Here is a 21,878-nt window from a genome sequence, read left to right as displayed (position 1 = left end):
GATTACAGACGATGAACAAAGCAACAACTTCCAACAATAAGATCTATTACAAACGCCCGTACGGCGTTGTTAACAAAAATTATACACCAGCCGCCCACGCTTCCGCGGATACAAGCGAGCAGCTGATCCCGCCTTCCGACAAGGACGCCTTCTATTTCCGCGCTTTGGAGAAGCAAGGGATCCGGCTGAACGAGCGGCAGATCGCTGCGGTGCGCCATATCGACGGGCCCATCCTGACATTAGCCGGCGCAGGCTCGGGCAAAACCTCCGTCCTCGTCTGCCGGACCGGGTACATGCTGGCCGTCCGCGGCATCCCGCCCCAGCAGCTTCTGCTCATGACCTTCTCCAAAAAAGCAGCCGACGAAATGAAGCTGCGGATCAGCCAGCTCCCGGATATAGGAAGCGCGGCCGCATCCCGGATTGAAGCCCGCACCTTCCATTCGTTCTGTCTTCTTATGCTGCGCAGACGCGGATACAAGCAGAACATCCTGGGCGAAACCGGACGCAAGCAGATTTACTTCAAACGGCTGCTGCGCGAACGGAATTTGCACGAGACGTACCAGCCGGAGACGCTCATTTCGCTCCTCTCCTCCTACAAGATGCAGATGATTGCCGTTCCGGAACTTCCGGAGAAGACGGAAGAGGATCGGCAGCTTAAGCTTATCTTTACCAGTTATGAAGAATGGAAACGCCAATTGGACCTGATCGATTACGATGATATGCTGCTTGAAGCATATCAGCTGCTGAAGCGGGACGAGAACCTGCTGGCCATGCTGCAGAACCGGTTCCGTTACGTCATGATCGATGAATTCCAGGATACCAATACGATTCAGTACGAGATCATCAAGCTCCTCGTTCAGACCCACCGGAATCTGATGGTGGTGGGCGACGACGATCAGACGATATATTCCTTTAACGGAGCGCGCAACGATTATATTCTGAATTTCGAGAAGCAGTTCCCCGGCGCCAGGAACATCATTCTCGACGTCAATTACCGCTCCGGCTCCGGCATCGTTGGCCTTGGCAACGCCGTTATCCGTCATAATAAGCAGCGGCGCAGCAAAACCCTGCTGACGGCGAAGCCCCACGGCCTTCCGCCCGTGTATGCGAGACCCGGCAACAGCGACGACGAAGCGGATCTGATCGTTAACACGCTGCTTCAGCAGAAGGAGAAAAAAGGCCGCTCGTTCCGCGATTTCGCCATTCTGTTCCGGACAGCCAGCAGCAGCCGGGCGGTATTCGATCAGCTGGTGATCCGTCAGGTCCCTTTTATCGACTACGGCAGCGGCGAATCTCTGTATGAGCAATGGGTCGTCAAGCCGGTTATCGCCCATCTGCGCTTGTCCGTCGACCGCCGCAACTTTGACGCGATGGAAGCGATGCTCGCCACGATGTACGTCAAGCCTGATCAGGCGATGGCGTTTATATGGAATGAGGATAAGAAGCAGGCCAAGAAATGGCCGCTTATCCATCTGACCCGGTTCCCCGAGATTAAGTCTTTCCATCAGGATAAAATAAAAGAACGGATCAAATTAATCCGTTCCCTGGAAAAGCTGAAGCCGGAGACGGCGATCCGGCGGCTTCGCATGGAATTCTACGATCAATTTATTGAAGCGAACAAAAGCGGACCTGCCTTGACCGAGCATAAGGAGTCCTTGAAGGAAATGCTGGACGAGCTTGAGGCATCGGCTAAACGGTTTGACGGCATTGCGGCTTTCCTTGCTTTTATCGACGAGATTGCGGCAAAGCACGAAGAGATGAAACGGATGAAGCCAGACAGCCGCAATGCCGACGCGGTCAACTTTATGACCATTCACAAGTCTAAAGGGCTGGAATTTCCGGTCGTCTTTGTATGCGGCGTATCCGAAGGGATTCTTCCGCATAGCTCGGCCATCACCGCTGAGAAGAATAGCGACAGAAGCGCTATTCAGGCCGGCGACAATGTCGGGGAGGCTGCGCTGGAAGAGGAACGTCGCCTCGCTTACGTCGCCGTCACAAGAGCGGAAGAGGAGCTGTATATCAGCTCCCCCGCTTATTACCGCGGCAAGCCCGCGGCGGTATCCTCTTTTATCATTAATGCTTACAGCTGATGCCGCTGAGCTGCGACCTCAACCCGGAGTCGGTCTCCTTCCTTCTCTATCGAAAGAGGCAGCGCCGACAGCTTGACGAATACTTGGTCATTGTATTGGAACAAGCGGCTTCCTTGACTGTAACGGGGATCGCAAATCAGCAGAACAGGCGCCGAATCCGGAAAGGTGAAACGGTACTCCGTTTCGGACTGCTCGATATAGGAAATAAAAGCTTTTACCCGTAAATAGGCTTCCCCTTGAAGCTCCAGCAGCGGATATTCGGTCTCATTAAAGGGATGAATCGACAAGGTCGTTGAGGTCACTTTGACCGGCGAAGTTCGTCTAAGTATTTTATGAATCTGTTCATTTCTGAGCGGCAGACCTAAGGCCAGATGATACATTCCTTGCTGCAGCCGAACCAGCTCGGCTAGCGAGACAAGCACAAAACCGGCAACGGCGAACATCCCGGCTTCTGCAATTTGTCCCGAAAAGGAAACCAGAAGACCAAATAAAAGAGCCGCATATCCTAAAATGCGCTGTGCGATAAACATTCTATTTCCCCCATCTTTATCATAAAAAAACGGGACCTGCTGCCAGGTCCCGTTTCTTCATGACGACTATTATTCTGCCGGAGCTACGAACGAGCGCTGCGCGAATTCCGCATCCAGCATGTAGAAGGCGTTGCTGTCTTTATCGAAGCGCTTCAGCTTCTGGATAATATTATCGAACAACGCTTCTTCTTCGACCTGCTCGTCGATGAACCATTTCAGGAAATACATCGTTGCGTGCTCGCGGTCGTTAAGCGCAAGATCCGCCAGGTTGTAGAAGCGCTTCGTATTTTGCTGCTCATGCGCGTAGCCATGCTGGAAGGCGTCAAGCATGGATTCGTACTCGTTCTTAGGTTCGCCCAGCGCGGTAAGCGTAGCTCGGCGGCCGCGGTCATTCAGGAATTTGTATATTTTCATACCATGGAACCGCTCTTCCTCCGCTTGAATAATGAAGAAGTTCGCGAATCCATCGAGACTTTCGCCGGAGCAATAGGCTGCCATTGCAAGATACACATGCGCCGAATAAAATTCAAAATTCATCTGCTCATTGAGCGCTTCCGCTAATTTATCATTCATCGCTTATGCACCTCTTTTTCTTGTTTGGTCTTATTCTAACACAAACGGAAAGGACGGCAAAAGCCGTCCCATGCAATATTATCCAAATTATTTGCTTAGCCGATCAATTTCTTCAATTCCTTGTACAGCTGATCCGGGCTCGACGCGCAGATGCTTCTGGATTTGATCATGGCAAAGCTCTCGCGCTTGCAGGTTCTGCAGTTGCCAAGACAGTCCTTCTTCTTCATCTTTATGTCCGGATATTTGCTCTTCATCGCCTTGTAAACGGGCTTCGTTCCGTTCTTCAAATTCCGGGTGCAATATTTGATCTTCTTCAAACCGGCTCACCTCGCTGCGCAACGGTGTAATGCTTTCCTCTATGAATGATAATAATTATCATTCCCGTTGTCAATAGCGAATTCGGCAGAATTATTTACTATTCAAAATTTCGATCCCTTTGCGAAGCTGCGTATCCTCGCCCTTGAGCTTGTCGCTTAACAACTCGAGAATCCGGTAGCCCGTCATGTCGTTAAACGTTCCGGTTGCCTCCAGCTTGTTATCCTTCTGGAATCGGATCAATGCATCCGCGGTCTGCCCGTTAAACAAGCCGATATCTCCGACAGGCGTATAACCCAGCTCCTGCAGCATCAGCTGGAGCGTCTTGACGTTCTCGCCGTAGCTTCCGGTCTTAAGCTCCGTTCCGAACGGAAGCTGGCTGAGGCTTGCGAATGCGGGCAACGCTACCGTCACGTCCGGCGTCACGCCCTGCTTATGAATCCAGGTGCCGCCCGGCGTTTTCCATTGGGCTTCCGTCAGGCTGAGCACCGATTTGTCTTTGAACTGCTGGAAGGTCTGCACAATGCCTTTGCCGAAGGTCTTCTCGCCAACAACCGTCGCGCCGGCGGACTCCTTCAGCGCTGCCGTCAGCACCTCGCTGGCGCTTGCGGATTGACCGTTGACAAGAACAACGATCGGAATCGTCCACGGCTTATCCTGCTTCGACCGGTACGTGATCGTCTTGGAGTTGTTCTTGTAGACAACCTCAAGTATAGCCTTATCCTTAGGCACAAGCATATTCGCGATCTGGATCGTGGATTGCAGCAAGCCGCCGGGATTCGAGCGGAGGTCCAGCAGCAGCTTCTTCATTCCTTCTTTTTGCAGCTTCTCTATCTCGGTCTTGAACTCGTCGTCGGTCTTCTCCCCGAACTTCGAGATCGTTACATGCCCGATGCCGCCGCTGAGCATTTCCGAGGTTACCGTATGTACAGCGATTGCTTCCCTTGTCAGCTCTACCTCAATCGGCTTGGCTGCGTCTCCCCGTTGAAGGGACAGCTTTACCTTGGTACCGGCATCTCCACGGAGAACGGTGATCACGTCATCGTATTCCTTGCCTTTGATCGAGGCCCCGTTCACGCCTACGATCTCATCCCCCGCATGAACGCCTCCGCGCTCGGCCGGCGCGCCTTCCGTCACGCTGGCCACGATAAACTTGCCGTCAGCTTCCTGAAGCGTGATGCCCACTCCGGAGAATTCCCCTTCGTAGCCTTGCGTATAAGCGCTGCCCTGCTCCTTGACCAGATACCTGGAGTAAGGATCGCCAAGCGACGCCAGCATGCCTTGGGAGGCGCCGTTAATGAGGTCCTCCGACTTCGCGCCGTTTAAGTATTTATCCATGATGGTGTTATAGGACACCGTGAAATTACGGAATGCGGGCTCCTTCAGCATCGGGTACCGTACCTCCATCCAGAGCCAGCCAAGAATAAATCCGATAATCGTAAATAGTAATGCCCCAAGAACCGCAAACGTTATAATCCGCTGCTTCGCTGCCTCATTCGAGATTTCTTTCACTAAGGTCACTCCTGACTATGACTGATGTTCTGTATTCTAATGTAGCTTATTTGGGGTCCGCTGAGCAAATGGGCCGGATCCCCCTTCATGATATAGGGTTGAAGACGGCTATGTTTTTCGCTACAATCAACCTAGCTTTTGTTGGACGAATAGAGACAGGAGAGAGAACATGTACAAATTAATCGCAATCGATGTCGATGATACGCTTCTTAATGACGAATTAATCGTGACCGAAGGCACGAAAAAAGCGATGGAGGACGCCATTGCGTTAGGCGTAACCGTCACTCTGGCTACGGGGCGGATGTACGCCTCGGCCAAAAAAATCGCCGATCAAATCCGGCTGAACGTTCCGATCATTACTTATCAGGGCTCGCTTGTGAAGACGCTCCTGGATGGAGAAGTGCTCTACGAGCGCTGCGTGCCGCAGGATGCGGCGAAGGAGCTGTACGCGATCACCGAGCAGCGCGGCCTGCATTTGCAGCTCTATGCGGACGATATTTTATACGTGAAGGAAGCCAACGAAAAAGCGGTCAACTATTCCACGCTGACGAATATCCCGTATGTCGTGGCCGAGGATTTCGAAGCATTGCTCGACAAGCCTAACAATAAAATGCTCATTATCGACGATCCTGCCTATCTGGACCGGCTGGCCGAAGAGTTAAAGCCGATTATCGGTGACCGAGTCCATATTACGAAATCCAAGCCTCATTACCTCGAGTTTATGCACAAGGAAGGCACCAAAGGCCATGCTCTTCGCTTTATGGCCGAGCATTTGGGCTGCGGGGTTGAGCAGACCATCGCGATTGGCGATGCATGGAATGACCATGAAATGATTGAAGCGGCCGGTCTTGGCGTCGCTATGGGCAACGCCACGCCGAAGCTGAAGGAAATCGCGGATTATATTACGCTGACGAATAACGAAGAGGGCGTTCGTCATGTCATTGAGAAATTCGTGCTCCAGCCTGCAGCCAAATAAACGGGCGCAATAAGGTGAAACGGCTTCGCCGTCCTTCGGTGGGGAGGCGCGTTTCAATCCGGAGAAATTCAAAAAAAACTCCACGGGGAAGCGACGCTTCCACCATGGAGTTTTTTTATCTTATCCGTTCTAGATTCCCGCAAGCACCTGATACCAGATGCCCTTCTTCGAGTACAGATTCTGACGGACTTCCTTCCAGCCGCCCAGATAAGAGATATCGAACAAACCTTCCGGCACGACATACTTGTCCTTAGACTCTTCGGCTACTTTATCGTCTACCGAACGGAAGCCGTATTTGACGAACGTACGCTGCGCCTCTTCGCTTTGCAGATACGAGATAAACGCTTCGGCCACTTTGCGCGAACCGTGTTTATCGACGTTTTTATCCACGACGGCAGCCGGGTTCTCGATCAGGATCGTGTTCTTCGGAACAACAACGTCATACTTGACGCCATTCATAATGCGGCCAAGCAGCTCGTTCTCGTAAGTGACGATAACATCGCCAACTCCGTATTCGAACGCCGCCATGGAAGCGCGCCCGCTCTTATCGAGAGACTCCACGTTCTTATGAATCGACTCCAAATATTTCTTGGCAAAGGCCGGATCTTTTGTCCCCGTCGCTTCCTCCGATTTCTTAAGCCCTGCCCCATAAATGGCGTTGATATCCCATTGCGCGCCGCCGGACGTTTTGGGATTCGGATAGAGCACCTTTACGCCTTTGCGGGTGAGGTCATCCCAGTCCTTAATCCCTTTGGGGTTGCCTTCTCTGGTCCCGAGGACAACGATCGATTTCGTAATCAAGCCATTATTCGGCTGCGACTTCCAATCATGCGTAATGAAGCCTGCATCCGAGATTTTATCCAGATCGCCTTCCATCGCAAGAATCGCGACATCCGCCTCGAAGCCTCCGGCTATGGCGCGTGCCTGCGTCCCCGAAGCTTCGTACGATTCCTGGAATACAACCTTCTGACCTGTCTGCTCTTTCCAATAAGCCTGGAACTTCGGCAGAATCTCGCTGAACGCATCCTTCACTACGGAGTAGGCACCGATGACAAGCGTTACATCACCGTCTTGTGCGGTAGACTCGGCGGGCTGCCTCGTCTCCTCCTTGCCGCAGCCTGCTGTCATAATCAGCAGTACGGCCAGGAGCAGTACGGCAATCCGCCGGCTTGCTCTTCGATTTATATTCATGTTCGTATACAACTCTTTCCACTAAGATGAGTACTTAGATATGAATCGGCATTGGGTCAACCTTCAGACTGTTTTCCATAATCCAGCTGTCGTTATCGTTAAAGAGGTACGCGCGGTGGACAAGCACGCTAACCTGCTCGCCGGGCTGCAGCACTTCCTTCTCCAGCGAACGGTACGTAATAAGCTTTACGTTGTCTACAAGCAGTTCGACCATCCACTCGCTGCCGCGGAAATGCAAGGCCTTTACCGTTGCGTTTACGGTCGCGGACTGCAGGCGAATCTCGCCCGGCTTGCCAATCTCGATATATTCAGGACGGATAAGAGCTTTTGTTCCCGGATAGGACAATGCGGCATCAAAGCCTTTTAATACTTTAACGTCCTCCACGATCGTCGATTCGCCTATAAAGCTTGCGACAAACGGCGTTTCCGGATTTTTGTAAATTTCCCACGGCGTGCCTTTCTGCTCCAGCTTGCCTTTGCCGATGATCATAATCTCATCCGCTACTTCAATCGCTTCGTCCTGGTCATGGGTAACGAAGATGGAAGTGATGCCTACGCGCTCGATCATTTCTTTCAGCCAGGTCCGCAGCTCGGTACGGATCTTGGCGTCAATCGCCGCAAACGGCTCGTCAAGCAGCAGCAGCTGCGGCTCCGGGGCAAGCGCGCGGGCGAAAGCCACACGCTGGCGCTGGCCGCCGGACAGCTGGTGCACGTAACGGTGCTCGAAGCCTTTTAGACCCGTCAGCTCAACCAGCGTCGATACGCGCTCGCGGATTTGTTCTTTGGACTGCTTTTTCACCTTCAGCCCAAAAGCGATATTGTCATATACGGTCATATGCTTGAACAAAGCATAGTTCTGGAATACGAAGCCGATCCCGCGCTCCTGCGGAGGCAGATCGTTAACGCGCTTCCCATGGAACAGGATATCCCCGGAAGTTGGCGTCTCAAGGCCGGCCAGCATACGAAGAATCGATGTTTTGCCGCCGCCGCTTGGACCAAGAAGCCCGATTAGATGACCTTTTTCAATCTCGAAGCTGACGTCCTGCACGGCGTGGAAATCGCCAAAGCTTTTGCTCAAGTTACGAACTTCAATATGCATGGCTTAATGCACTTCCTTTCGTTTTTTCGCCCATTCCATTAACAGGAGAAGGCCTACGGAGAATACGGCAAGCACTAGGGCTACGCCGTTTGCTTCTACAACATTAAAATTCTCGACATCCTGATACACGAGCGTAGTAGCCGTTTGCGTCTTGTTCATAATATTGCCCGATACGACAAGCACCGCGCCAAACTCGCCTAGCGTTCTTGCTACCGTCAGTACAACGCCGTAGATCACGCCCCAGCGGATAGACGGCCAAGTCACCTTCCAGAACGTATACCACGAATATGCGCCTAGAGTAGAGGCCGCTTCCTCCTGCTGGGCGCCAATCTCCTGTAGAACCGGCAGCACCTCGCGTACCATCAGCGGGAAGGTCACGAACAGGGAGGCAAGAATCATCCCCGGCAGGGCGTAAACGACTTTAAATCCCGCATCCTCGAAAAAAGAACCAATTACGGTATTAGGACCTAACAACAGAACAATCATCAAACCGCCGATAACCGGCGACACGGCAAACGGCAGATCCACGATGCTGTTAAGCAGCCGCTTCATGCGTGGTCCGATCCAATGGGCGCGAACCAGATAAAGCGCCAGCATAACGCCAAATACGGTGTTAATAGCCGTTACCACAACAACGATAATGGCCGTCATCTGCAGAGCATGAAGCGATTGCTTGCGGGTTAACCCTTCAACAAAGCCGCTCCAGCCGTCCGCCCATGAGCCCGTAAAGATCTCGATAAGCGGAATAATCAGCAATAAGGTAAACACGATATAAGAAAGTCCAATCCACGTCCGTCTAATTGTCATTTTCCCGGCCTCCTCGATTGAATCAGGTTGACCGTCCATAAAATGATAAACGAAAGCGTCAGCAGCAATACCGAAACCGCCGCGGCCCCTTGCGGATTGTCACTTTCAATTTCTCCAAAAATATAAACGGCGGCAATCAGCGTCTTGCCCGGGATATTGCCCGCTACCAATACAACAGCCCCGAATTCCGCCAGCGCTCTTGAGAAGGCCAGCATCGCACCGCTGATTACTCCCGGCAGCATGGAAGGATAGATAACGCTAAAAAAGGTTCGGAATTTGCTTGCGCCCATCGTGTAGGCCGCTTCTTCTTCCGATTTGTCGATCTCCTCAAGCAGCGGCTGAACCGCCCGGATCACAAACGGAAACGTAACAAAGACCATTGCGATCACAATCGCCGGCTGATGGAAAACAATCGTAAAGCCCATCTTCGAAGCCAGTTCGCCGACAAAGCTGCCCGGGCCAAGCAAAAGCAGAATCATTAGCCCGGTTACGGCTGTCGGTAGAGCGAACGGCAGGTCAACCAAGCTGTTCAAAATCCGTCTTCCCGGAAACCGATACCGGATAAGCACCCATCCGATCATAGAACCCAGCAGCACGTTAATGACAGTTGCGATAAGCGCCAGCTTAATGGTCAGCAGTACAGCCTTCCAAGCCAGGGGATCCGATATACTCTCCCAGAAAGGAACAAACCCTCCGGATAGCGACTGCGTATAAATTCCGATAATGGGAAGTACAATTAATACAATAAAATAGAGCATAATCGCGCTCCGGAATCCGAAGCTCCACCATTTGCTGCGAAACATGACATTCATGCTGCTTATGACCTCCAAACCACCGGTTCGAACCGTAGGTGTTTGCTAATACTTAATCAATAGTAAATACAGAATTCCTATTAGATCACTTGGTATTCTAAATTTAGCAGAGAACAACTGGTCTAGTCAATCCCATATTTACATTTTATGCGTAATCAGGCCGTCCAATTTTACTGTAGCAATATTACTTAGAAAATAGAAAAAAGCCGCCCGCTGTCTTGTACCCAAGACAACGGGCGGCTTTTCTTATTCGCCTTCGATATAATAAAGCTCTTCGCCTTCCGTAATGACCGCTTGTCCTTGCGTCAAATCGGTCATCCACGCCACGAAAGCGTCGGCCTCCGATACAACGGGCAGGCATTTCACCGTAACGCGGTCCGTAAATTCGGTGCCGCCAAGACGCGTACCCCGGCCGTGGAGCTCGTTCTCCACTTTGCCGTACCAGGTATAGTCCACGTCGACAAAAACCTCCCGGTGCAGCACCCTCACGATTTCGCCGGCTGCTTCGATTCCCGCTACCGCGCCGTCCGTATAAGCGCGGACCAGACCGCCGGCACCAAGCATGATCCCGCCGAAATAACGGGTAACCACAACCGCCACGTTTTTTAAGCCTTTATGCTTGATGACCTCAAGGATTGGCTTGCCGGCCGTCCCGCTAGGCTCCCCGTCATCGGAGGCTTTCTGATGCTGATCGCGTTCTCCGACCACATAAGCCGAGCAGTTATGGGTGGCAGCCCGGTGAAGCCTTTTGATCTCGTCGATGAACGAAACGGCTTCCTCCTCCGTCTCCACCGGCTTTGCGTAGCCGATGAAACGGGATTTCTTGATAACGACCTCTTCGCTGCCCGGACCTCGAACCGTAGAATAACGCTCCAGCATTACAGACGAGCTTCGAGCTCAGCCTTTTCCTTCTCGTAGCCTGGTTTGCCAAGCAGCGCGAACATATTGCGTTTGTATGCCTCTACGCCCGGTTGGTCAAACGGATTCACGCCCGACAGGTAACCGCTGATGCCGCAGGCTTTCTCGAAGAAGTACACCATGTAACCAAACGTATAAGGCGTCATGTCGGCGATGTTGACGATAAAGTTAGGTACTTGTCCGTCCGTATGAGCCAGAAGCGTGCCTTGGAATGCTTTCTTGTTAACGAAGTCCATCGTTTTGCCTGTCAGGAAGTTTAGTCCGTCGAGGTCCGCAGGATCGTTGCCGATTGTGATGTGCTCGGAAACTTCATTCACTTGGATAACCGTTTCGAAGATATTCCGGTTGCCCTCTTGGATAAACTGACCCATCGAGTGCAGGTCTGTCGAGAAGTCAACGGATGCCGGATAGATCCCTTTGTAGTCTTTGCCCTCGCTTTCGCCGAAGAGCTGCTTCCACCACTCGGATACAAAGTGCAGGTTAGGCTCGTAGTTCACGAGGATTTCCGTTACTTTGCCTTTGCGGTACAACGCGTTGCGCGCCGCAGCGTATTGATAGGCCTCGTTCTCGGCGAGGTTCGGGTTGCTGTATTCTTTCGATGCGTCCGCCGCGCCTTGCATCATCGCGTCGATGTCGATGCCCGCAACGGCGATTGGCAGAAGCCCTACCGCTGTAAGCACGGAGTAACGTCCGCCTACGTCGTCAGGGATAACAAACGACTCGTAGCCTTCTTCGGTCGCCAGCTTTTTCAGGGCGCCTTTAGCTTGGTCAGTGGTAGCATAGATCCGTTTGCGAGCTTCCTCTTTGCCGTATTTGCTCTCGAGAGCTTCGCGGAAAATACGGAACGCGATAGCCGGCTCCGTTGTTGTGCCGGATTTGGAAATGACGTTGATCGACCAATCGCGGCCATCCAGCAATTGAAGCAGATGCGTCACGTAAGTCGAGCTGATGTTATTGCCCGCGAACAGAACTTGCGGAGTTTTGCGCTGTTCTTTGGTTTGCAGGTTGTAGAAGGAATTCGAGAGCATCTCGATCGCCGCTCGCGCGCCGAGGTAAGAACCGCCGATACCGATAACCACGAGCACTTCGGAATCGGAATTGATTTTTTCCGCGGATTGCTTGATGCGGGCGAATTCTTCTTTATCATAATTGTTAGGAAGGTCGATCCAACCGAGGTAGTCGGAGCCTGCGCCAGTACCATTATGTAATTGTTCGTGGGCGATACGAACTTGTTCCGACAAATTGTCAATTTCATGTTGTCCAATAAAGCCAAGCGCTTTAGTGTAATCGAATTTTACCGTTTTACTCATGAAAGAAAAGCCTCCCTGATACTATTTTTCAATTACCTGTCTTACTTAGCCTTTAGAATATCGGATTTAGATTTTAAAAACAAGCAACAAACCATGAAAAAGGTATGCAGATTATCTATAATGATTAGTAAAAGCTTTTATGGCTTGAGGTAATATTTAACTTAATAAGGTGAAACGGCTTCACCGTCCCTTGACGGCCGGGCAAGTTTCATTCCGCCCGAATCTAAGCTATGATAGGAGATAAAAGTGATTATTACTTAGAACCTAAAGATACACTGGAGGGAACTGTACATGAAAAAAATCGGATTTATCGGCCTTGGCGTTATGGGATACGGGATGGCTGCGAACCTGCTTCGCAGCGGTTTCGAGGTTACGGTCTACAACCGGACTGCCGGCAAAGCCGGGGAGCTGATCGCTTGCGGGGCAAGCGAAGCGGCAACTCCGGCCGACGCGGTCCGCGAGGCCGAAATCGTCATTACGATGATCAGCAACGATGCGGCAATCCGCGAAGTTTATTATGGAGAAAACGGGATTTTTGGCGCAGTCCGTCCGGGTACCGTTCTGATCGACAGCAGCACCATTTCTCCTTCTCTCGCTCTAGAGCTTACGGAAACGGCAGAGTCGAAGGGCGCATCTTTCCTTGATGCTCCGGTTACAGGAAGCAAGCCGGCGGCGGAAGGCGGCACGTTGACGTTTATGGTGGGCGGTCCCGAGAAGAAGCTGAAAGAGGTCGAAACGGTTCTGACCGCTATGGGCCGTAAGATCATCTATATGGGCGCTAACGGCAGCGGCGCAACGGCAAAGCTTGCGCATAATACCATCGTGGGCATCAATATGGCGGCCCTGGCCGAAGGCATGGCGATTGCGGCTAGCGGCGGCATCAACGGCAGCGCATTCCTCGAGCTTGTCCAATCCGGCGGCGCAGCAAGCCGTACGGCCGAGCTGAAGGGCGAGAAGGTGCTTGCCAGCGATTACGACGTCCAGTTCTCCCTCGCGCTGATGCTGAAGGATCTCCGCCTCTCCTCCGTGCTTTCGGATGGACTGAAGGTGCCTACGCCGATGCTGGAGGCCGCAAAAAGCCTGTTCCAGATCGGCGACTCCATGGGTCTCGGCGATTTCGACATGAGCAGCGTAACGCAAGCCTATGAGCAGTGGATCGGCCGTAAGATCGGCGATAAAAAATAACAAAATAGTTGCGGCCATGCAGTTCCTTGCATGGCCACTTTTTTAATCTCTTCTTGCCTTTGAAATGAATAGGTTAATTGCAAAGGTAGCAATTCGAATGATTCTGGAGAAACGTTAGTGTTCGCTTTTGCTCGGGGATTCCAGCCACTCTATATTCATTCATGGAATCCCCGAGCAATGGCGATCGGAAGAACATTCGAATGCGTACTTTGCTGTTTAACCGAATAAAAGGGGCCGTCCCATCGTCAAGACGATGGGACGGCCCTTTTTCATTTGATGCTATTCGTAGATGTAAGAGCAGCAGTAATCGGATACAGCCGCTACTTGAAGCTTGAACTTCGTGTTGGCCGGAACGGTGAATTCACCTTTGCCTTGGATGTGTACCCACTCTGTTTCGCCAGGGAGCAGCACTTTCAGGTCTCCAGCCAGAATTTCCATAATCTCAATGCAGTCCGTGCCGAACTCGTAGTCGCCAGGAAGCATAATGCCAAGCGTTTTTTTCGTGCCGTCCGCGAACAGGACAGCGCGGCTGGTTACTTTACCGTCAAAGTAAACATTTGCTTCTTTGACAACCGTTACGTTTTCAAATTGCGACATGGTATGGTTAGCTCCTCTACGCCAATAGCTTATTAAATTACAGAACCGATTTCACTTTGCTTACTACGTTCTCAACCGTGAAGCCGTATTCTTTGATCACGCGGTCGCCAGGTGCGGATGCGCCAAAGCGGTCGATGCCGATAACCACGCCTTTGTCGCCAACGAAACGATCCCAGCCGAACGGATGAGCCATTTCGACGGCTACGCGAGCTTTGACTTCAGGCAGGATAACGGAATCTTTGTATGCTTGATCTTGCTTGTCGAACAGATCCCAGCTTGGCATGCTGATTACGCGGACTTGGATGCCCTCTTCAGCAAGCGCTTTTTGAGCCGCAACCGCCAGTTGAACCTCGGAGCCTGTAGCGATAATTTGAGCTTGCGGAGCACCGTTTGCCGCATCGGATACCACATACGCGCCACGCTTCAGGTTCTCGCGAACGCCTTCAACCGTACCTTCCAGTACAGGCAGGTTTTGGCGAGTCAGAACAAGCGCTACCGGGCCGCTTTGGTTCTCAACCGCATAAGCCCAAGCCGCGGAAGTTTCGTTCGCGTCAGCAGGACGGATAACCGTCAGGTCAGGAATGATGCGGATCGAAGCCAGCTGCTCGATCGGTTCATGCGTAGGACCGTCTTCGCCAACGGCGATCGAGTCATGCGTCAGAACGTAAGTTACAGGTTGTTTCATCAGGGCAGCCAGACGGATAGCCGGACGCAGGTAGTCGGTAAATACGAAGAACGTACCGCCGAATACTTTCATGCCGCCATGAAGGCTCATGCCGTTCATTGCTGCAGCCATGCCGAACTCGCGAACGCCGTAATAGATGTTGCGGCCGTCGTAGCTGCCTGGTTTGAATTGTGCCAAACCTTTCAGGTGAGTCATTGTCGAGCTCTCAAGGTCAGCGGAACCGCCAGCCAGAGCAGGTACGTTGTGAACGAGACCGTTCAGAGCGTTACCCGATGCTACGCGAGTCGACAGCGGCTTGTCTTCCGTTGTGTATTTAGGCAGGTCTTTATCCCAGCCTTCAGGCAATTGACCGGAAGTAGCCAGCTCGAATTGAGCCGCTAGCTCTGGATATGCTTTTTTGTAAGCTTCGAACTGCTCGTTCCAAGCAGCGTTTGCTTTCTCGCCGTTCTGCTTCACTTCAGCAAAGTGAGCGCGAACTTCGTCAGGTACATGGAACTGATCGTCTTCGTTCCAGCCGTAGAATTGCTTCGTCAGTTTAGTCTCGTCAGCGCCCAGCGGGGAACCGTGAGGACCTGCGTGTCCGCCTTTGCCGCCTTTGTTCGGGCTGCCGTAGCCGATAACGGTTTTAACTTCGATCAAGGTCGGTTTGCCAGTTTCCGCTTGCGCTTCGGCGATTGCCTTGGACAATGCGTTCAGGTCGTTGCCGTCCTCCACGCGAAGAACTTGCCAGCCGTAGCCTTCGAAACGTTTTTGAACGCTTTCGGAATACGACAGGTCAAGTGCGCCGTCAAGGGAGATATCGTTCGAATCATACAGAACAACCAATTTGCCAAGCTTCAGGTGGCCTGCGAAGGAAGCCGCTTCATGGGAGATGCCTTCCATCAGGTCGCCGTCGCCGCAAATGGAGTATGTGAAGTGGTTAACAACATCAAAGCCTTCTTTGTTGTAAGTAGCCGCCAGATGAGCTTCTGCCATGGCCATGCCTACAGCCATCGCAACGCCTTGTCCAAGCGGACCGGTTGTTGCGTCAACGCCGGCCGTATGGCCGAATTCAGGGTGACCCGGAGTAAGGGAGCCCCATTGACGGAAGTTTTGAAGCTCTTCGAGAGGAAGATCGTAACCGCTCAGGTGAAGCAGGCTATAGAGCAACATCGAACCGTGTCCTGCGGACAGAACGAAACGGTCGCGGTTAATCCAAGTCGGGTTCGACGGATTATGCGTCATGTTTTTCGCGAACAGCTGGTAGCCCATTGGAGCTGCGCCCATAGGCATGCCTGGATGTCCGGATTTTGCTTTCTCGATGGAGTCGATTGCCAGCGTACGGATGGTGTCGATCGACAGCTGTTCAATCGATTTTTGTGTAACTGTCATTTCTTACTTCCTCCTAATTCCTGTTTGAAATTGCTCTGTCTCTCTCTATATTTCTGGATATAGCGCGAGTTGTAGCGCAAAGGCTTTGAATATTGTACCATTCCGAAAACCCGTTTGCCATCCTTAAAATGGAGAAAGACTAGAGCATTTATTGGATTAATTGAAAACGACCGTTTTGTTCTGATGTACAATAATGCGGTCTTCGGTATGCCATTTCACGGCACGCGCGAGAACGACGCGCTCGATTGTACGGCCGATTCGTTTCAATTCCTCTACATTGTCGCGATGGCTGACGCGCTGAACGTCTTGTTCGATAATCGGACCGCCGTCGAGTTCCTCCGTTACATAATGTGCCGTTGCGCCGATGATTTTAACACCGCGATTATAAGCTTGCGCATAAGGCTTGCCGCCAACGAACGCAGGAAGGAAGGAATGGTGGATATTGATAATGCGGTTCGGGAACTGCTCGATGAATTTCGGCGAGATGATCTGCATGTAACGGGCAAGAACGATGAGATCGGCCTTGTCCGCAACGATCTCCATCTGTTTGCGCTCCGCTTCGGCTTTGGTTTCCGCCGTTACCGGAATATGGTGGTACGGAATGCCGAACGATTCGACCATATCCTTCATGTCCGGGTGGTTGCTCACGACCATCGCAATATCCGCGTCAAGGTCGCCTGCTTTCCACTGCCACAGAAGCTCCATCAGGCAATGGTCTTCCTTGGAGACAAAGATCGCAAGACGCTTCTTGCGGCTCGCGCGGAACGTATGCCATTTCATATCGAAGCGGTCCGCCACGCGGGCGAAATCTTCAACGAGAACCGGAAGCTCCTTGTCCATATCGTTCAAATCAAATTCAAAGCGGATAAAAAACATGCCGCCTTCCGGATCCATCGTGTATTGGTCCGATTGTACGATGTTCGCACCATGCTCGTACAAGAAATGCGATACCGCCGCCACGATCCCCGGTCTGTCCGGGCACGAGATCAGCATGCGCGCGCGTCCGCTGCGCGACTCAGTAGTAGATGAAGACATAAACGTTAAAACTTCCTTCCTTTTACAATGGTTATCTTAAAGCATGATTATACCGTTTTAAGCAGTTGCTTGCCGGCAAACCATGCCGTAATCCGCTGGTTGATTTGCTCTTCGGTTAGATCGCCCGGAAGCGCGTCGCTTTCGGCCAGGAGATCGAACAGGCGCTCCATTGGCTCGCGAGGATCCGCTTTTTTCGCCTTGGCATCGTTCTTCAGAACGTCCCAGGTGGATAATACGAACTGGCGAGGGTCGATTTCCTGCTTGCCGTAGAAGTGATGCAGACGTTCGACATGGTCGAAGAACGACTCGCCAAAGCGATCCATCGCATCGCCGCGGAGCAGCGCGATTTCCGCTTCGTACATCGGGAACTGCTTCTTGTCATCCTTCCCGATCCATGGCGTTTCCAAAATAAACGGACGGCCAGCCAGCGCTTCATGATGAACGATTCGATGAATGGCCTCATGTCCAAGCCAGCCTGCACCAACGGGAGCATGGCGGTCTTTGCCCGCGCCTACCGGGTTTTTACTGTCGTTGACATGGACGACCGCAACGCGGTCAAGACCGACGGTCTGATCGAACTTCTGCAGCACGCCGTCCAGATCGTTGATAAGATCGTAGCCCGCATCGTGCATGTGGCAGGTATCCATGCATACCGTCAAACGGTCGTTATGCTGTACCTTATCGATTATTTGCGCAAGCTCCTCGAAGCTTCGGCCGATCTCCGTTCCTTTGCCGGCCATCGTCTCGAGGGCAATGTTAACGTTTGTTTCCTTCGTGCCTTCGAGCACTTCGTTCAGGCCTTCCGCAATACGCGCGATGCCGAACTCGGCATCCTTGTCCGTATAGGCGCCGGGATGCAGAACGATATTGCGCACTCCGATATAATCGGTGCGGCGGATTTCCTCCTGAAGGAAGCGGACGGCAAGCTCAAAGGTGTCGTCCTTGTAGGAACCCAGGTTAATGATGTAGGGCGCGTGCACGACAATCTCGTTGATGCCGGCCTGCTCCATCATTTGTTTGCCTTCTTCAATATATAAAGTTTCGATTGGCTTTCTCCGTGTATTCTGCGGTGCGCCGGTATAAATCATAAACGAGCTGGAACCGTAGGATACGGCTTCTTTGGCCGCGGTAAGCAGCCCCTTGTCCGAAAATGATACATGGGAACCGATTTTCAACATCTTTAAAACGCCCCTTTCGGTTGATCAACCCTTATTTTACAAGGAATGTCGAAATAAATCTAGGAATACGGTATAATTCTTCCTGAGGTGAAGGTACAGTATGAAATCAGCTCCCGATTGGTTTATGTTTTTCATTATCTTCTGGGCGGTCGTAATGGTCGGCGCTATGGCCATCGGCGGTTTCTTCATGTTCCGCAAGTTTTTGAAGGTGCTGCCTCAGCGCGACGGCAAGTCTAAGCTGGACTGGCAAAACTACTGGGTCGAACGAAGCCGCAGCATGTGGACCGACGAATCGAAAAGTTTTCTGGACGAGCTGGTGTCTCCCGTTCCGTCCGCGTTCCGGGACATCGCCAAGCACTCGATTGCCGCTAAAATCGGTCAGGTCGCCATTGATAACGGAGCTTCGGAAGTAACGCGGGACCACTGCATCGAAGGATACATACGCGCAACGCCTAAGCGTGACTATCGAAGCCTTGTTTCTTTCCTGGAACGCAAGGGAATCGACTACGATCCCTACCGGCATTTGCTCAATAAATAAACAAAGAGCGACGGGCTGCTTCGACTAGGGGCAGCCTATTGTTTAATCCTTATGAATAGTGTTTACAAATCTATTGGAACCTTAAACGGATTATTTCGTTATAAAACATATAAACAGCTCGTTCACGGCTGTTTGTATGTTGATTCAGCCAATGCTTTCAGGAGGTGCTTCTATGACAACTATGAAAACGAAAAAGAAAAGCAGCTTAATCGCGGCAAGCGCCGTATTGCTCGCGGTAATGATGACCGCAACGGCCTGCGGCTCGGACAAAGCCAATTCGAACGGCAATGAACAAGGCTCGTCGGTTGAACAACCGGCCAACGCCTCGCCGGAGAACACAAGCAATAATACAACTGACGATAATACGGGAAATAGCCAGTCCGAAGGACAAAACAACGGAGTGATGGATCCGGGAACCGCGTCGCCGGATACGGATGCAAGCACAGTGCCTGATGACAGCGCCGTTAAGACAAACGAAGGCACCTTTGTCGGACAAGCCGATACTACCTCGGTTGAAATCGATTTGCCCGATGGACCGATGGTGCTGCAATTTACCGACGAATTAACGGACAAGATCAACAGCATTCCGCCGGACACAAAGGTACAATTCGAATATACCGAAAAGGTCAGCGGAGATGTCACCCAATATTTATTGAAAAAGCTTGAAGTCAAATCCTAATGAAGGACGGATGAACAATGCGCGTTGCGGTAACGGGAGGAACCGGTTTTGTTGGCCGGGCGCTGGTGAAGGCACTGCTTGAGCGGGGCGATGAGGTTACGGTCGTTTCCAGGAAAGGAAAGCCTTCTGCTTCACCTCAGCATGCGAAGCTCCATCATATGACATGGGATGAGCTTGCCGCATCGCCTCCTCTGCTGGAGGGCACGGACATTATCGTGAATCTGGCCGGCGAAAGCATTAACCAGCGTTGGAACGAAGCCTCCAAGCAGCGTGTTCTTCATTCCCGCATCGATGCCGCAGCGCGTATTGCCAAGCTTGTGACCGAACTGAACATAAAGCCGGAGGCCGTTATTAACGCCTCCGGCATTTCTGCGTATGGCAACTCATTAACGGCTACGTTTGCGGAGGACAGCCCGCTAAAAGCAACCGACTTTTTATCCGGTGTTGTGGAGCATTGGGAGAAAGCTGCCGATTCCATTCCCGTAAAAAGGCTGGTTAAGCTGCGGGTAGGCGTCGTGCTTAACCGGACAGGCGGCGCATTCCCGCTGATGAGTCTGCCTCACCGTTTATTTGCAGGAGGCCGGCTGGGAAGCGGCTCGCAATGGCTGTCGTGGATTCATCTGGAGGATTTGGTCCGGCTGATCTTGTTCTGCATGGATCACCGCGAAATTCAGGGACCGGTAAACGCGTCGGCTCCGGAGCCGGTTACCAATGACCAATTCGGCCGCGCGCTAGGGACAGCGTTCGGAAGGCCGCACTGGCTGCCGACCCCCGCATTTCTGCTCAAAGCCGTGCTCGGAGAAATGTCCTCGCTGCTTCTCGAGGGACAGCGCGCCTTGCCCCGCAAAGCCTTGGAAAACGGCTTTGCATTCAACTACCCGACCATCGATAGCGCAATGAAGCAATTAAGCGAAGCGTAAATAACCGCAGAATAACTAAAGACGAGAGGTCAGCCTCTCGTCTTTAGTTCGTATTTGGGGCCGTTGCTGCCGGCCAACTGAATGACATCCCCTGCGCTAAACGGGTAAGACTTATACGGTATCATCGTCTCTCCGTTCAGTGTACTCCCGTTCCTGGAACCCAAATCCTTCGCATTGCAAGCACCGCCATCCCGCTCCAGCTCCAGATGGAGCCTGGAAATGCCATGCGCTTCTTCCTCGTAGCTGACCTGCTCGCCTAATCGGCCTATCGTAAATTTCTGATCCCGCCACTCGATCCACGAGCCTCCGCCAGCCCATTCCCGGTATAAAGCCGGCGCCTTCGCGCCTCCCGGTTCCATGCCCCTATCCGCAAGCAATACCGTTGCTTCTCCCGGGAGCGATTGACTCCGGAGATCAGCGGTATTCCCTCCATGAGGATTGGGCTCCGTTTCCAGCCCCATTGCCGGTTTTACGGCAAGGGCATAGGCGGAAGCAGGCTCAATCAGCTCCCTATGCTCTATATCCTCGTATCGCGGCCACATGCCAAGCGGCTGGGATTCCGGTATAAATTCCTCTTCCCCCTCCCCGTCCGCTTCCTTGGCAAGCAGTCCGGCAGGAAGCCTGCGGGACCAAACCATATAAAGAGCCGCTGTGCCCATCAAGGTCAGGCCCAGGCAGATATACAAGCTGCTTCGGGAATGCGAGGATAAGTAGATATATTTCCATACGCAAGCAACGGCTAGGGCCACAATGGCTGCCGTTACCCATAATTTCTTGCTCCCCTCCGCAGCGGAATCCTGCTCCTCCAGCTCTACAAGCGGAATATCTTGAGGTGTCGGTGCAGACTTTAAACCAGCCGATTGCGGCTTAGCTTCGTAGCTTGCCCTTGGCTGGGCAATATCCGCTTCCCTTGCCAACGCAGCAGCCGGAAAAGGGATGGGGATACGCTGCGGAGCCTGCTTTGGACCGGCTTGAATAAATGCTTCTCCGATTAATCCAAGAAGAACGGATCTTAGCTCGGATAACGGCCATTTGCTTCCGTTTAGCGTCTGCAAGATTCGCTGGAGACCCGCTCCGTCAATGTCCTGTATGTACGCGGTCCATCGGACTACAAGCGAGAGCAGGTCTCCTGCGCCTGACGCGTTGTCGCGCAATCCTTCTTTTATAGGCAAATAAGCAACGGCAACCTCATTCAATTGCTCGCCCACAAACAAATATTGATCATCCAGCAGACAGCCTTCGGGACGAAGCATATAATGCTTGCATTCTTCGAATGCTTCAACAATGCCAAGCAGCAACGTATAAAATTGCTCCATCGAGAGCGGCTGGACCTGCAGGCGGTGCAGCAGCATTTTCCTCCCCGCCAAGGCATAGCGGAAGGTGACGCTCCCGTCGATTTCCATCCATTCTACCGGCAAGAGGCGCGGAATTTTGCCCGACTGCAGCATCTGCAGCTCAAGCTCATCCAATTCCTCCCGCAGAATGCCATCCTTCCGGTCAATAATCATCTCATGTCCGCGGTTCATGGAAAAATCTATTCTGAACGGCTGCTTCATA

The 21,878-nt window shown here is 52.3% G+C and carries 21 protein-coding genes; 6 read left to right on the top strand and 15 right to left on the bottom strand.

Translation table 11 applies throughout. From position 1 onward, the window contains the following. Positions 1-11 precede the first annotated feature (11 nt). A complete protein-coding gene (locus EV294_RS00625; RefSeq protein ID WP_132303109.1) occupies positions 12-2,090 on the top strand; it encodes an ATP-dependent helicase in 2,079 nt (692 codons plus the stop codon). On the opposite strand, the gene EV294_RS00620 is transcribed toward EV294_RS00625, so the two are convergent. The 4 genes from EV294_RS00620 to EV294_RS00605 all read right to left on the bottom strand — a co-directional run bounded on the left by EV294_RS00620 (position 2,081) and on the right by EV294_RS00605 (position 5,020). Next, a complete protein-coding gene (locus tag EV294_RS00620; protein ID WP_132303108.1) occupies positions 2,081-2,620 on the bottom strand; it encodes a hypothetical protein in 540 nt (179 codons plus the stop codon). The genes EV294_RS00625 and EV294_RS00620 overlap by 10 nt on opposite strands. Positions 2,621-2,689: 69 nt before the next feature. Next, positions 2,690-3,193: a ferritin gene (locus EV294_RS00615; RefSeq protein ID WP_132303107.1), complete on the bottom strand. Its 504-nt coding sequence runs from the start codon at positions 3,191-3,193 to the stop codon at positions 2,690-2,692. Positions 3,194-3,288: 95 nt separating this feature from the next. Further along, complete coding sequence (locus tag EV294_RS00610; RefSeq protein WP_132303106.1) at positions 3,289-3,510, bottom strand: DUF1450 domain-containing protein; 222 nt, start codon at positions 3,508-3,510, stop codon at positions 3,289-3,291. A 91-nt stretch (positions 3,511-3,601) separates the two neighbouring features. Beyond that, complete coding sequence (locus tag EV294_RS00605) at positions 3,602-5,020, bottom strand: S41 family peptidase (RefSeq protein ID WP_132303105.1); 1,419 nt, start codon at positions 5,018-5,020, stop codon at positions 3,602-3,604. A gap of 169 nt (positions 5,021-5,189) precedes the next feature. Here EV294_RS00605 and EV294_RS00600 point away from each other — a divergent pair, with 169 nt between their 5' ends. Further along, positions 5,190-5,996: a Cof-type HAD-IIB family hydrolase gene (locus EV294_RS00600; protein ID WP_132303104.1), complete on the top strand. Its 807-nt coding sequence runs from the start codon at positions 5,190-5,192 to the stop codon at positions 5,994-5,996. Positions 5,997-6,125: 129 nt separating this feature from the next. Here the strand turns inward: EV294_RS00600 and EV294_RS00595 are convergent, their stop codons facing one another. The 6 genes from EV294_RS00595 to EV294_RS00570 all read right to left on the bottom strand — a co-directional run bounded on the left by EV294_RS00595 (position 6,126) and on the right by EV294_RS00570 (position 12,133). Continuing rightward, complete coding sequence (locus tag EV294_RS00595) at positions 6,126-7,187, bottom strand: sulfate ABC transporter substrate-binding protein (protein WP_132303103.1); 1,062 nt, start codon at positions 7,185-7,187, stop codon at positions 6,126-6,128. 34 nt (positions 7,188-7,221) lie between these two features. Further along, on the bottom strand, positions 7,222-8,286 hold the full coding sequence (locus EV294_RS00590; protein WP_132303102.1) for a sulfate/molybdate ABC transporter ATP-binding protein: 1,065 nt from the start codon (positions 8,284-8,286) through the stop codon (positions 7,222-7,224). A gap of 3 nt (positions 8,287-8,289) precedes the next feature. Continuing rightward, the gene (locus tag EV294_RS00585) at positions 8,290-9,087 is read right to left on the bottom strand and encodes a sulfate ABC transporter permease subunit (RefSeq protein WP_132305182.1); all 798 of its coding nucleotides are present in this window, start codon (positions 9,085-9,087) and stop codon (positions 8,290-8,292) included. A gap of 2 nt (positions 9,088-9,089) precedes the next feature. Further along, on the bottom strand, positions 9,090-9,905 hold the full coding sequence (gene cysT / locus EV294_RS00580) for a sulfate ABC transporter permease subunit CysT (RefSeq protein WP_132303101.1): 816 nt from the start codon (positions 9,903-9,905) through the stop codon (positions 9,090-9,092). A gap of 246 nt (positions 9,906-10,151) precedes the next feature. Next, positions 10,152-10,784: a YigZ family protein gene (locus tag EV294_RS00575; protein WP_132303100.1), complete on the bottom strand. Its 633-nt coding sequence runs from the start codon at positions 10,782-10,784 to the stop codon at positions 10,152-10,154. Beyond that, entirely contained in the window at positions 10,784-12,133 is a 1,350-nt protein-coding gene (locus EV294_RS00570) for a glucose-6-phosphate isomerase (protein ID WP_132303099.1), read from the bottom strand. The genes EV294_RS00575 and EV294_RS00570 overlap by 1 nt, the downstream gene beginning before the upstream one ends. Positions 12,134-12,403: 270 nt before the next feature. On the opposite strand from EV294_RS00570, the gene EV294_RS00565 reads away from it, so the two are divergent. Then, positions 12,404-13,318 (top strand): NAD(P)-dependent oxidoreductase, encoded by a 915-nt coding sequence (locus EV294_RS00565; RefSeq protein ID WP_347813050.1) that lies wholly within the window; start codon positions 12,404-12,406, stop codon positions 13,316-13,318. 279 nt (positions 13,319-13,597) lie between these two features. Here the strand turns inward: EV294_RS00565 and ppnP are convergent, their stop codons facing one another. The 4 genes from ppnP to EV294_RS00545 all read right to left on the bottom strand — a co-directional run bounded on the left by ppnP (position 13,598) and on the right by EV294_RS00545 (position 18,184). Further along, positions 13,598-13,915, bottom strand: a complete 318-nt coding sequence (gene ppnP / locus EV294_RS00560) for a pyrimidine/purine nucleoside phosphorylase (RefSeq protein WP_015842878.1) — start codon at positions 13,913-13,915, stop codon at positions 13,598-13,600. Positions 13,916-13,952: 37 nt separating this feature from the next. After that, positions 13,953-15,971, bottom strand: a complete 2,019-nt coding sequence (tkt, locus tag EV294_RS00555) for a transketolase (protein ID WP_132303097.1) — start codon at positions 15,969-15,971, stop codon at positions 13,953-13,955. Between the two features lie 156 nt (positions 15,972-16,127). Beyond that, complete coding sequence (purU, locus tag EV294_RS00550) at positions 16,128-17,006, bottom strand: formyltetrahydrofolate deformylase (protein WP_132303096.1); 879 nt, start codon at positions 17,004-17,006, stop codon at positions 16,128-16,130. Between the two features lie 47 nt (positions 17,007-17,053). Then, entirely contained in the window at positions 17,054-18,184 is a 1,131-nt protein-coding gene (locus EV294_RS00545; protein ID WP_132303095.1) for a deoxyribonuclease IV, read from the bottom strand. A gap of 100 nt (positions 18,185-18,284) precedes the next feature. Here EV294_RS00545 and EV294_RS00540 point away from each other — a divergent pair, with 100 nt between their 5' ends. The 3 genes from EV294_RS00540 to EV294_RS00530 all read left to right on the top strand — a co-directional run bounded on the left by EV294_RS00540 (position 18,285) and on the right by EV294_RS00530 (position 20,321). Beyond that, complete coding sequence (locus EV294_RS00540) at positions 18,285-18,722, top strand: DUF2621 domain-containing protein (RefSeq protein WP_132303094.1); 438 nt, start codon at positions 18,285-18,287, stop codon at positions 18,720-18,722. A 172-nt stretch (positions 18,723-18,894) separates the two neighbouring features. Then, positions 18,895-19,401 (top strand): hypothetical protein, encoded by a 507-nt coding sequence (locus tag EV294_RS00535; RefSeq protein WP_132303093.1) that lies wholly within the window; start codon positions 18,895-18,897, stop codon positions 19,399-19,401. Between the two features lie 17 nt (positions 19,402-19,418). After that, positions 19,419-20,321, top strand: coding sequence for a TIGR01777 family oxidoreductase (locus EV294_RS00530; protein ID WP_132303092.1), 903 nt, complete (start codon positions 19,419-19,421; stop codon positions 20,319-20,321). Positions 20,322-20,350: 29 nt separating this feature from the next. On the opposite strand, the gene EV294_RS00525 is transcribed toward EV294_RS00530, so the two are convergent. Further along, complete coding sequence (locus tag EV294_RS00525; RefSeq protein ID WP_132303091.1) at positions 20,351-21,877, bottom strand: DUF6382 domain-containing protein; 1,527 nt, start codon at positions 21,875-21,877, stop codon at positions 20,351-20,353. Position 21,878 lies beyond the last annotated feature (1 nt).

The organism is Paenibacillus sp. BK033 (genome assembly GCF_004345425.1).
GTDB lineage: Bacteria > Bacillota > Bacilli > Paenibacillales > Paenibacillaceae > Pristimantibacillus.
This window is presented reverse-complemented; position numbering and strand designations above follow the sequence as displayed.